An 11,993-nucleotide genomic window follows, 5' to 3' on the forward strand; every position below is an offset into this window, starting at 1 on the left:
CCAGCGACAACGGAAGCACCGCCCGATTTGCTGCAAGGGGTGATTCAGGCGATCGTTCTGGGACTGGTTCAGGGCATCACAGAATTTTTGCCAATTAGCAGTACAGCGCATTTGATCATTTTTACCGACATTTTGCAGTGGAAGACGCTGTGGGATAAAGCTGCGATCGATGCCATTCAGTTTGGCAGCGTTATTGCTGTGGTGTGGTACTTCCAGAAGGACATTCATCAAATTCTTAGCGGTGCGTGGTCAGCCGTCCAGCGGCGCGATTGGCAGCAGGAAGAATGGAAGATTTTAGTCGGAATTGCGATCGGCACGGTTCCTGCCCTTGCAGGGGGCTTCCTGCTGAAGAAGCTGGGCGTTAACTTGGATCAGGCGTGGCTGATTGCAATCGCGGCGATCGGGGGGTCTCTGCTGCTGGGACTGGCGGAGACGATCGGGAAGCGCAAGCGCGGATTCGACGACTTGCGAACGTCTGACGGCATCTTAGTCGGGTTGGGTCAAACGCTGGCGCTGATTCCCGGTGTGTCACGCTCTGGGTCTACCCTGACAACTGCGCTGTTTCTGGGGTTGCGGCGAGAAACCGCTGCCCGCTTCTCGTTTCTGTTAGGAATTCCAACGCTGACGATCGCCACACTAGTGCAGGCGAAAGATGTGCTTAACCGGGGAGATATGCTGGTGCCGCTGTTGGTCGCCATCATTTCGACCTGCATTTTTTCGTACCTGTCGATCGCCTGGCTGCTGCGCTTTCTTCAGCGACAAAGCACCTGGATCTTTGTCTGGTATCGGGTCGCGCTGGGTGTGGCGCTGCTGATTGCGGTTAGTCAAGGGGTGCTGAAGTAGACCGTCAGGGGGCAGATAAACTCTTCATCTCCCTGAGCTACACGATCGCGGCTGTCCCCGTTCTGACGGCACTACAATGACGGGCAGTTGACCCACCAACTCTTATGGATTTCATGCTGGTTGCAGGTGGCTTGCTGAAAGCGGTGTTGCCGATCGTGGCAAAGACAATCACGGAAGCTGCTAAAAATAAGCTGAGTCCGACTGAACTGCAAAAAGCGCTAGAAGCAGGATTGCAAGAATCGACTGCGCTTGACATTGCTCAAAAAGTGCAGAATCCGGTGTTCTACCGCTGCGGCGACAAGCAAACGGACACTTTTTTGGCAAGATTTTTGGAGCATTCAGGTGTTCAGGCGGAACTGCAAAAGCCGCTTCAGGACAAAGGAACGCCGGATGTAGCGATGCTGGTCACAGTGGCTAAACAGGTGGTGGCGGCTCACACGATTCCGATCCAGGAGAGCCATCTGAACGATTGGCTGACGCAGTTTGCCGACGCCTATTTCCGTAAGACCAGCGAATTTCTGCGGTTTCAGGTGGCGAAGCAGGACTATCTGGAACAGGTGGCGAACTGGTTTGATGATGTCAAATTTGCAGGCGTGGCGGTTCCCGGACAAGACATCGAGAAAGCCGAGACGATCGCGCAAATTTTCGTCATGCCAGATGTGGTCGAGGAAGCTCGGTCTTCGTTTTCCCGATTAGAGGGAGATGCGGTAGTTGTGGCTGATTGGTTAGCCCAAAGCATTTCTTCAGTTTCCGAAGCTACCTCAACAAAATCACGTAGCGATTCAACAACTCGTCAATTACATCTGCGGGAGGAACAGCGATTTCGATCGCAACTCGATCGTACTGGACGCAAACTGTCTGCCCAGCGGCTTCTGAATCAGCAGCAGCGAAAACTGGTGCTGTTGGGTGCGCCCGGATCGGGGAAGACAACGCTGCTGAGCTACTTTGCTGTGATACTAGCGCGGGGAGAGGCTGAGGCGCTGGGGCTGAAAGAGGGGGACGATCGTCTGCCGATTCTGATTCGCGTTCGTGATTGGGAGCGACATTCTAACCCGTCGCTGCTGGGGTTTGCCTATCATTTTGCTCAAGAGCGGATGCAGGGAAAACCTTTGCCGACAGGGTTTTTCGAGTATTGGCTGGAGCGGGGACAGGCGATCGTGCTGCTGGATGGCTTGGATGAAGTGGCGGACGAGGGAAAGCGTTACGAGGTGGTGCGGCGAATCGAGAACTTTTTGGGGCAGTATCCGCAGAACGATGCGATCGTCACGTCGCGTCCGGCGGGCTATCGGCGCGACTTTTTTCGCACCGAGGAGTTTCCCCACTACGAACTGCAACCGTTCGACGATGCCAAAGTCGAGGAGTTTATCAATCGCTGGTACGATAGCCGCGTGTCGGATGCCGAGGAAGCGAAACGGCGCAAAGCCAGTCTGAGAAAGGCGCTGGACGACAACGATCGCATCAAGCTGCTGGCGCGAAATCCGCTCCTGCTGACGATAGTTGCCCTCATCCACCGCTATCAGGCGATGCTGCCTCGGGAGCGGTTTCGCCTGTATGACAAGGCGGTGGAGACGCTGCTGCTGTCGTGGGATAGCAACAAGGATCTGAGCAATCAGACGGCGCTGAAGTATTTGCAACTGGATGATTTGCGCCGCGTGATGGAGCGGGTGGCGTATTGGATTCATACGCACGGCAGTACGGGCGATGCGGAAGGGGGAACGCTGATCGATCGCGATGAACTGCTGAGGAATCTGTGTCAGGAAATTAAGGCGCTGAAGCAACTCCAGCTTTATGAGGCGAAGGAGGAGTCAAAACGGTTTGTGGAGTTTATTCGCAGCCGCACGGGGTTGCTGAATGAGCAGGGGCAAGACTGCTATGCGTTTGTCCATAAGACGTTTCAGGAGTATCTCTGCGCTCAGGAGATTCTGTATCAGGCAGAAAATGAAGGCGAGTTTGAGATTGTGCTGCGTCACATTCGGGAGCATTTGCACGATTCGCACTGGCGGGAGGTGCTGCTGCTGCTGGTGGCGCAACAGAAACCGAAACCTGCAGCAAAGGCGATTCGGACGATTTTGCAGAATAACAGTGAACATGAGCAATGGCTCCACCGAGATTTGCTGTTTGCGGGAAGCTGTTTGGCGGAATTGAAGGGTTTGAGGGCGGCTGATGATGCGTTGGTTCAGGAGATTTTGACTCGACTGGTTGACTTGGAGGCGCAGGAGGAAGAACGAGTTGGGGGAAGGGTGCGCGATCTCGTTTTCCGCGTTCTTTGTAGCTTTTATGAGTCGGATTGTGAGGCGATCGTGCTTCAGCGTTTGAAAGATCAGGATGAGGCGATCGATTACTGGCGACTTCTGAAGTACCGATCGGCGTTGGGAGAACAGGACGAGGTTATTGCTGAACTTCTCGATCGACTTACCGATGACAAGGCTTCGGTGCGTTGGAGGGCGGCTGATGCATTGGGCAAGTTGGGAACTGCCTCAGAGGTGATAGTGCAAGCCCTTCTCAACCGGCTCACCGGTGACGAGGCTTTGGTGCGTTCGAGTGCGGCTAATGCATTGGGCAACTTGAGAACTGCCTCAGAGGTGATAGTGCAAGCCCTTCTCAACCGACTCACCGATGACGAGGCTTCGGTGCGTTGGAGGGCGGCTGATGCATTGGGCAAGTTGGGAACTGCCTCAGAGGTGGTAGTGCAAGCCCTTCTTAACCGACTCACCGATGATGATAATTTGGTGCGCTGGAAGGCGGCTGATGCATTGGGCAACTTGGGAACTGCCTCAGAGGTGGTAGTGCAAGCCCTTCTTAACCGACTCACCGATGATGATAATATGGTGCGCTGGAGTGCGGCTGATGCATTGGGCAAGTTGGGAACTGCCTCAGAGGTGGTAGTGCAAGCCCTTCTTAACCGACTCACCGGTGACGAGGCTTCGGTGCGTTGGAAGGCGGCTGATGCATTGGGCAACTTGGGAACTGCCTCAGAGGTGGTAGTGCAAGCCCTTCTTAACCGACTCACCGATAATGATGATTTGGTGCGTTGGAGTGCGGCTAATGCATTGGGCAAGTTGGGAACTGCCTCAGAGGTGGTAGTGCAAGCCCTTCTTAACCGACTCACCGGTGACGAGGCTTCGGTGCGTTGGAGTGCGGCTAATGCATTGGGCAAGTTGGGAACTGCCTCAGAGGTGGTAGTGCAAGCCCTTCTTAACCGACTCACCGATGATCATAATTTGGTGCGCTGGAGGGCGGCTGATGCATTGGGCAACTTGGGCAAAAAGGCGGATTGGGTTTTGCCTATGCTAATGCAGTGGATTGAGCAGCATCAAGATAGTGAATTTGTGGGAGCGGGGATTGATGCGTTGGGGGAGATGTTGGAGGGGTGAAGGCAGAGGGCAGAGGGCAGAGGGCAGATTACTGACATGATGAATCACAAACTTCTTGACACGGTTGCTACTCTCAAACCCATCTCGATCAATCTACTCACGTTAGTCGAGCCGGAATATCAGTCGATTCAAAATTTGTCGATCGGACAAGTTGGAACGATCGTTCAAATTTACGAAGCGGATCAGTTTCAGTATTTGGTTGAATTCGCCGACGTTCAAGGACGTGAATATGCAATGGCTATCTTGAGAGCAGACGAAATTTTAGCCCTACATTATGAGCTTACCTTGGCATGAAAAAGATTTAATTTTCTAATTAATCAAACAATGGAATTCTATGGAACTTCGGGAACAGTTGATCGAAAACCGATCGCGCATTCTGCAAATTGCTGCTAAATACGGTGCTTACAATGTGCGGATTTTTGGTTCAGTTGCCAGAGGAGAAGCCGATGCAGACAGCGACATTGACTTTTTGATTGAACTAGAACCCGAACGTAGCTTGTTCGACCTCGGTGGACTGCTGATGGAGCTACAGGAATTGCTCGATTGTCCCGTAGATGTCGTGACCGAAAAAGGACTGCGATCGCGAATCCGCGATCGTGTATTACGAGAGGCAATTCCGCTGTGAGAAACGATCGTGAGAAACTGCAAGACATTTTGGAGGCGATCGATCCGCTCGATCGCTACGCTACTCAAGGGCGACAGGCATTTGAGCAGAATGAACTGATTCAAGTCTGGTTCATTCAAAATCTTCAAATTATCGGTGAGGCATCCCGTTTCTTATCATCCTCAATCCGAAGCCGCTATTCAGACGTACCTTGGTCAGAAATCATCGGAATGCGAAATATTTTGACCCACAATTATTTTGAAATTGATCTCGACATCGTTTGGCAAGCAGTGGAGCGAAACCTGCCAAACTTAAAACTCAAGATAGAAGCAATCTTACAAACGTGGGAAACTGAGGAATGAAATACACCATTGTCATTCAATGGTTAGAAGAAGATCAGTGCTTTGTTGTTACGCTGCCCGAGTTCACCGATGTCATGCAGCCTGTGACACATGGAGAAACCTATGAAGAAGCCCTGAAAAACGCACAAGAAGTTTTAGAACTGTTGATTGAAGACGCAGCTCAAGCAGGAAAACCGCTGCCACAACTGATCGCCACACCGATCGCGCTATGAAAAAGATTCGACATAGCCGTGATGTGGATGCTTTACTGATTGAGCTATCGGACGAGGCGATTGCCCCACCCACGAACGCTCGCTGCATCGGCCCCCAAACTGCGAGCAGTTCGAGCTTACTGGCAGACTAGCCGTCGCAATCACTTGGGCTGCGCCCATCTGCTTGGAAAGTTGGATCAATTACTTTCCTAAATGTAATTGTCCCCGTGCCCTCACTCCTAGTCTCCGTTTAAGTAGAAGTTAGGGGTGAGAGCAACCAAGCAGGTGCTAGCTAGCCGCACAGTTAGGATTTACCGTTTGTCTCTTGCACCATCGACAGCATTCCCTGAAGCGTTGCCGGAATGCTGCGCGGGTCCATGAACATGACTTTGCTACTGTCACTCTTGCCGATCGCCGTGCCCATATCCAGATAGCTCAGCGCTAGCAGCACTTTACCCGCTTCTGCTGCTTTGGGGTCGTTCTTTAATGCCTGATTAACGATTTGAATTGCCTCCGCCGTTGCCTGCGCTTTTAGCACCTGCGTTTGGCGCTCTGCCTGAGCACGCAGCACCATTGCTTTTTGCTCCGCTTCCGCTTGCAGAATCGTTGCTTTCTGACGGGCTTCTGCCTCCAGCACTTGCGCTTCTGCCCGACCTCTAGAGCTGTTTACCGCTGACTCACGCTCACCTTCAGAGGTAAGAACAGCAGCGCGTTTGCGGCGTTCTGCCGACATCTGTAGCTCCATTGATTCCTGCACCGCTTGGGAGGGAATGATGTCGCGCAGTTCCACGCGAGTCACTTTCACGCCCCACGGGTCTGTGGCAACATCCAGATCGCGCAGGAGCAGTTCGTTGATCTGCGATCGCGCCGTGAACGTCTCGTCGAGTTCCATCTGTCCCATCTCGGCGCGAATCTGGGTCAGGACAATGTTAACCATTGCCGCCTGAAGGTTTTGCACTTTGTAGTACGCCCGCTCCATATCCACAATTCGCCAGTACACCACAGCGTCTACCGTAATTGACACGTTGTCGCGGGTAATGCAGGGCTGCGGCGGAATATCCAGCACTTTTTCCCGAATTGTGTCCTGATACGCCACACGATCAAGCACCGGAATGATAAATCGGGGACCTGCCGTGAGCTTGCGATCGTAGCTGCCCAACCGCTCAACCAACGCCTCATTGCCTTGCTGCACGATTTTGACGCTAGAAATGGCGCCGCCGCCCACCAGCAATGCGATTAACCAACCCCACATAGCTCATCTCCTATTGTTTCTTTATGAATGCAGCGCTGTTTCCGGCATCACGATTAGTGTAGTGCCGCGCCGCGCTACAACAATCACTCTCTGATTTGGCGCGATCGCCACTGTAGAATCCTCACACCGTGCCGCCCACGAATTTCCCTCAAACAGGACTCGTCCCGGTTTTCCCGGTTCAATCTCTGTTAAGGTTTCCGCTTCGGTAGATTCCAGACTTTTTGTTGCTGAACCGTAGCGAACAAACCGACGCGACACCAACACCAGCGCTAATGACAGTCCCATCCACAGCACAACTTGCAGACCTAGCGGGATTTTTGTCGCGATCGCCGCCACTGCTAATGCGCTCAGACCCATCACAAACGCCACAAACGCTGTCGGCACCAGCAATTCTGCTAGGCACAACGCAAGTCCCACCAGTAACCAAATTTCCGTTGGACTCAGCGACATTTCAACCGTCCCGTCAGTGTGTCCGTTGTCTTAATCCAGTGTGCCCTACAATCAAGGACTCATCGTATAGCAGCAGGATTCCGGATGACGATCGCCCAAACCGCCACCGCGTCAAACTTCTTAAGAATCCAGTTGAACTTTCCTTTCAAATCCCCCCTTATAGTTGTTAGACGATCTGCACCACGTGAATTGTGCCCAGACTATATAGTGGTTAACCGTTAGCGATGAACGGTGGTACAACGTACTTCCCTTGAACTTCTGACCCGTGAGTAACCTAGCCAGCCTCTACCCCCTTGTTCCTCCTATGAGTCCGTCCAAGCCGCAGATTTGCTGTTCTAACCCCCAGTGCCGTGCGCCCTTAAATCCGCTGGGAAGCGTTGTCTGCGAGGCTTGCCAAACGCCGCTGATGTACCGCTACGTCTGGGCAGTGGGAACGATCGCGAAGCAAATTCCAGTGGAAACACAGGTTGCAGGGCGGTATTACGTCACAGCACCGCAGATTTGGTTAGACATGCAGCCGAGTCTGCCGCCAGAAGTGCCCGTGGACTGGTCCGACACTGTTCTGCCCTATCTACACCTTTACCCACAGCGGCTGCACGTTCCAGAGATATATGGCTTCTGTCCGGCAAGCGATGATCGTCCGGTGGGGGAGATTTTTCTTCTAGAAAACGTGCCGCTGGATGAGTCAGGACTGCTCTATCCAGCGATCGTGCAGGCATGGTCAGAAGCGTCAGCGGTGCGACAGGTCTACTGGCTCTGGCAGATACTCCAGCTTTGGACGCCGCTGTGGGAACAGGGCGTTGCCTCTAGCCTGCTCGCTGTGAGTAACTTACGGGTGGAGGGGTGGCGGGTCCGACTGTGTCAGCTTTTTGAGGATGCGGAAGTGCTTCCTGCGACAGAAGGCGAGACGGCGATGGAGCTATCGCTGGCAGACCTGGCGAATCTGTGGTCAAGCTGGGTAGCCGAGGCGAAACCAGAGATCCAGCGTCCGCTGCAAACGATTTTGCACCAGATGCACACCGATACAGACCCTGCGATCGTGGCGGCGCAACTGAATCAGCTACTGTTGGAGCAAGCTGCTCAATTGCCGCTGCGGCTTCAGATTGCAGGCGGCTCTGACACCGGACCCGAACGATCGCACAACGAAGACACCTGCTATCCGGTGACGCTGGGTGAAACCGTTCCTGCGGATGGATTGATGCCGCGACTCGCGATCGTGTGTGACGGCATTGGTGGACATGAAGGCGGCGAAGTCGCCAGTCAGTTGGCAGTGCACTCGTTGAAGCTGCAAGTGCAAGCACTGATGGCAGAAGTTGCTCAGCAGTCGGAACCCGTACCGCCAAGCCTGCTGATGCAGCAGCTAGAGGCCAGCGTCCGCGTCATCAACAACCTGATCGCGTCCCACAACGATACGCAGGGGCGGGAAGACCGTCGCCGTATGGGAACAACGCTGGTCATGGCGCTACAGCTTCCTCAGCGTGTGCGCACCGAAGACGGCACGATCTCAGACAGCGGGCACGAACTTTATTTGGTGCATGTGGGCGACAGCCGCGCCTATTGGATTACGCCGCGCTACTGTCACCAACTCACCGTGGATGACGACGTGGCGGCGCGAGAAGTGCGACTGGGACGATCGCTGTACTGGGAGTCGCTGCAACGTCCGGATGCTGGGGCGCTGACGCAGGCAATCGGCACTCGTGACGCCGACTTCCTGCACCCTTCAATCCAGCGCTTCATTTTGGAGGAAGACGGCATTCTGCTGCTGTGCTCGGATGGGCTAAGCGACCATGGGCTGGTAGAGCAAACCTGGTCAAGCTACACGGATGACGTTTTTCGGGGCAAGCGATCGTTAGAATCGGCGGTGCAAGCCTGGATCGATTTGGCAAACCAAAAGAACGGCTACGACAATACCTCAATTGTGTTACTGCACTGCTCCGTGTCCTCGACGGTGCCTGAGGTGTTTCTACCGTCTACCAGTACACCTTATACAGGGGCAGACTGGTCGCCTGCGTCGCAAGCGTTAGTGTCAGAGGAGCCTGTGCTGAGTAATTCGGCTCAGCCAACTGTGGCTGGAGGCGATCGTCGATCGAACCGCTGGCGCATTTTGGTAGGATTGCTGCTGCTTGTGCTACTGGGTACAGGGTTGAGTGCAGCGGCGCTGTATCAATTTGCGCCAGCGGAATTCCAGCGCCTGCGAGAGCGAATTTTGCCGTAGGTACTTACTCGGCAATCTTTTCTAGAATCATGTAGTCGCTTTGATGCAGCAGTTTCACCTTCTGATGAAAGATGCCGCGAAACGCCTCGATCGCCGCCTTCGATGCTTTACTATCCGTGGTTCCCTCGTAGGCTGCAAGCACTAGCACGCCTCTAACCTGGATCAGTCGCCACGCAAGCATAAGCGATTCTAGAATGCTGCTAGCCGCATCCTTCGAGTTTAAATGCAGCAGTTGATAGGAGTTTGGAATCAGCGATCGCAAAATATCGTGCGATCGACCCGCCATTTTTCGTACCTTTTGGGCACTGCCGGATTTCTCAATATTAAAATCGAACTTCTCACTTTGACTCAATTCATCAAACGCATCAATGCAAGTTATTCGAGCAGCTTCTTGGATCAGAAGATTGTCTAGTAGCCAGCAGGCGGTTTGTCCTTCCTGACTGCCAATCTCTAAGACTTTCAGCGTTGAAGCTTGAGCTATTTGGCTAAGATACTGCTCCCAATCTTTGACGTGCTTGCTGAAATTATCTAGCGTAAACTCATAGCCGCTTGTAGCAATTTGAGCGCTATATTTTGCACTGGGTAATTCCGCGATCGCCTGCGGGAAGCCAGCATCTAGCTCTAATGCTGTTTTAAGCGACTCATACGCTTGAGCATACTCACGCCGATCTTTGAAAACTTTGCTTAAGTTATAGTGAACTCGGGCAAGATCAGTTCTGGAAAATGCGGGAGCCAGCGCGATCGCTTTCTGGAAATAATCAGCGGCGATGCTTAATTCGCCCTGCTGATGCAAGCTGGAACCTAGATTATTGTAAGCAACAGCTAACAACGCTTTAGCCTCAGCGCTAGGTTCGGTTAACAGTCCTTGCTCGCAGAGCGCGATCGCCGCTGCATAATTCTGCTGATTTAGAAACTCAGTTGCCAGCGCTTTCCAGTTCAACATCGCCGCAAACTCTGAGGAAAGCGATTGTCCGCTCAGTTTACCAAGCAGGTAGACTAGCTTCTCCTGCTCCAGCTGCTGACGAATCACGTGCAGCGCTTTTTGGGCAGGTGGGGTGTCGTCCTGGTACTGGTCCGGGGGTGTTTGAAACTTCTGAAGCTGGCGATCGAGATTATTTCCTGGATAGCGAATGTACTCGACGGTATCGATCGGAATCTTCGAGGTCTTAAAGAACTTTGCGGTCCAAATTGTGTAAGCGATATCCTCACAGCCAACCTGTTTGTATACCTGCGCTTCTGGAAAACCCTCAACAAATTCGTGGCACTCGCGCCGAATACATAAGTTCAGCGGACTGCAATTTTCGATCGCGCCTTTCCAATACGGATGTACCGTGTCTTCTATATACATTCCAGTGCGAACAATGCCAACGGTTGAGTTGGGAAATTCGATCGTGAATGAGCCGCGTTCTGTTGTTAACGTAAACGAATTTCCGGTGAATTTAGAGGATTGATGCGTCAGAATCTTGAAGCACAGAAAGATGTGCTCTTTGTAAAATAAGTCGTCATCATCACAAAAGAATAGAACATCGCCCTTAGACACCTTAACTCCGGTGTTTCTTGCGGTTCCAGCACCCAAACTTTTGGAATGACTGACGATCGTATAGTTCGCTTTGTTTCTGCTAAATTCTGTCACCCGTTCAAGGCTGCGATCGGTAGAGCCTTCGTTGACGATCACAATCTCGGACTCTACGGTAGAAAAGGTGTCGTCCTGCCGATAGAAAAATGCAATGCTGGCTTCAACGCTCTCCAGCGTGCGAATAATTTCGTCTTCCTGATTTAGCAGTGGAATGATTACTGAAAACGATCGCGCCATGATTGCGCTCCTCTCGATCACGTGCTGGCATCCTACTTCAATTCCCCAACACCGAACCAACCTGTAGCACTTGCACAGTCGCTTCGGCTGCGATTTCAGTTTGCCCCACGGGAATGATTGCTAACCCAGTCGTTCCTGTCAAATTAATCAAATTCCCTGAAATCTGACTGCCGCCTGCCACCTCAAACTCGTACTGTCCTGCAATCAGGTGAAGCCGCCCCCAAACATAGGTTTCTCGCTTGCCATCCGATTTCAGAGGGTGTCGCGTTTTCGCAGACACGATCGTGGGTCCCCACGGTGACGCCAACCCCGACAATTTCCGCAACGCAGGCTGAACAAACCGCCAGAACGTCACAAGGGCAGACACCGGATTGCCCGGAAGCCCAAAATAGAGCGTAGATGAAGCCGTTGCCACCGTTAAGGGTTTTCCTGGTTTAATGGCGACCGCTCGGATGTGGATCGTAGCGTTAAGGTCGGCAAGAATGGTTTCTACATAGTCGTAATCGCCGACCGAGACGCCGCCAGAAGAAATGATCACATCAGCAGACTGCATTGCTGCCGCGATCGCCGCTTTCAGCGCTTCTGGCTCGTCTGGAACGATGCCCAACCGGATTGGCTCAGCTCCAGCTTGCGCAATCAACGCCGCCAGCGCGTACTGGTTGGAGTCCACAATCTGACCCGGTTGCAGCGGTTGGTCGATCGTCACCAGTTCGCTTCCGGTAGACAAAATGGCGACTCGTGGGCGGCGGTACACGGTGACGTGATCGCACTGTGCCGCCGCCAGTACCGCGATTTCTGACGCTTGCAGCCGGGTTCCTGCTGCCAGTAGGGGCGCACCCGCCTGATAGTAGGATGCTCGATGCCGCACAAACGCCTCATGTTTCGCTGC

12 protein-coding genes are annotated in these 11,993 nt (G+C 53.1%); 8 read left to right on the plus strand and 4 right to left on the minus strand.

The features are described from left to right. Positions 1-27 precede the first annotated feature (27 nt). The 7 genes from H6F43_RS10775 to H6F43_RS22675 all read left to right on the plus strand — a co-directional run bounded on the left by H6F43_RS10775 (position 28) and on the right by H6F43_RS22675 (position 5,526). A complete protein-coding gene (locus H6F43_RS10775) occupies positions 28-843 on the plus strand; it encodes an undecaprenyl-diphosphate phosphatase (protein ID WP_190342776.1) in 816 nt (271 codons plus the stop codon). 104 nt (positions 844-947) lie between these two features. Beyond that, positions 948-4,217: a HEAT repeat domain-containing protein gene (locus tag H6F43_RS10780; protein WP_190342766.1), complete on the plus strand. Its 3,270-nt coding sequence runs from the start codon at positions 948-950 to the stop codon at positions 4,215-4,217. A gap of 36 nt (positions 4,218-4,253) precedes the next feature. Next, positions 4,254-4,511 carry a DUF4926 domain-containing protein gene (locus tag H6F43_RS10785; protein WP_190342767.1) on the plus strand — a complete coding sequence of 86 codons (258 nt, stop codon included), beginning with the start codon at positions 4,254-4,256 and terminating at the stop codon, positions 4,509-4,511. Between the two features lie 40 nt (positions 4,512-4,551). After that, positions 4,552-4,842, plus strand: coding sequence for a nucleotidyltransferase family protein (locus H6F43_RS10790; protein ID WP_190342768.1), 291 nt, complete (start codon positions 4,552-4,554; stop codon positions 4,840-4,842). After that, positions 4,839-5,183, plus strand: a complete 345-nt coding sequence (locus H6F43_RS10795) for a HepT-like ribonuclease domain-containing protein (protein WP_190342769.1) — start codon at positions 4,839-4,841, stop codon at positions 5,181-5,183. The genes H6F43_RS10790 and H6F43_RS10795 overlap by 4 nt, the downstream gene beginning before the upstream one ends. Further along, a complete protein-coding gene (locus tag H6F43_RS10800) occupies positions 5,180-5,395 on the plus strand; it encodes a type II toxin-antitoxin system HicB family antitoxin (RefSeq protein ID WP_190342770.1) in 216 nt (71 codons plus the stop codon). The genes H6F43_RS10795 and H6F43_RS10800 overlap by 4 nt, the downstream gene beginning before the upstream one ends. After that, entirely contained in the window at positions 5,392-5,526 is a 135-nt protein-coding gene (locus H6F43_RS22675; RefSeq protein WP_277879923.1) for a hypothetical protein, read from the plus strand. The genes H6F43_RS10800 and H6F43_RS22675 overlap by 4 nt, the downstream gene beginning before the upstream one ends. Positions 5,527-5,678: 152 nt before the next feature. Here H6F43_RS22675 and H6F43_RS10805 read toward each other — a convergent pair whose 3' ends face one another. Then, on the minus strand, positions 5,679-6,626 hold the full coding sequence (locus H6F43_RS10805; RefSeq protein ID WP_190342771.1) for a stomatin-like protein: 948 nt from the start codon (positions 6,624-6,626) through the stop codon (positions 5,679-5,681). Positions 6,627-6,647: 21 nt separating this feature from the next. After that, positions 6,648-7,076, minus strand: a complete 429-nt coding sequence (locus tag H6F43_RS10810) for an NfeD family protein (protein ID WP_190342772.1) — start codon at positions 7,074-7,076, stop codon at positions 6,648-6,650. A gap of 304 nt (positions 7,077-7,380) precedes the next feature. Here H6F43_RS10810 and H6F43_RS10815 point away from each other — a divergent pair, with 304 nt between their 5' ends. After that, positions 7,381-9,291: a PP2C family serine/threonine-protein phosphatase gene (locus tag H6F43_RS10815; RefSeq protein ID WP_190342773.1), complete on the plus strand. Its 1,911-nt coding sequence runs from the start codon at positions 7,381-7,383 to the stop codon at positions 9,289-9,291. Positions 9,292-9,295: 4 nt separating this feature from the next. Here H6F43_RS10815 and H6F43_RS10820 read toward each other — a convergent pair whose 3' ends face one another. Both H6F43_RS10820 and H6F43_RS10825 read right to left on the minus strand, forming a co-directional pair. Beyond that, positions 9,296-11,104: a glycosyltransferase gene (locus H6F43_RS10820; RefSeq protein WP_190342774.1), complete on the minus strand. Its 1,809-nt coding sequence runs from the start codon at positions 11,102-11,104 to the stop codon at positions 9,296-9,298. A gap of 37 nt (positions 11,105-11,141) precedes the next feature. Then, a partial coding sequence (locus tag H6F43_RS10825) for a molybdopterin molybdotransferase MoeA (protein ID WP_190342775.1) occupies positions 11,142-11,993 on the minus strand: 852 nt, incomplete at its 5' end.

Source organism: Leptolyngbya sp. FACHB-36 (assembly GCF_014695955.1).
Taxonomy (GTDB): Bacteria; Cyanobacteriota; Cyanobacteriia; order Leptolyngbyales; family Leptolyngbyaceae; genus FACHB-36.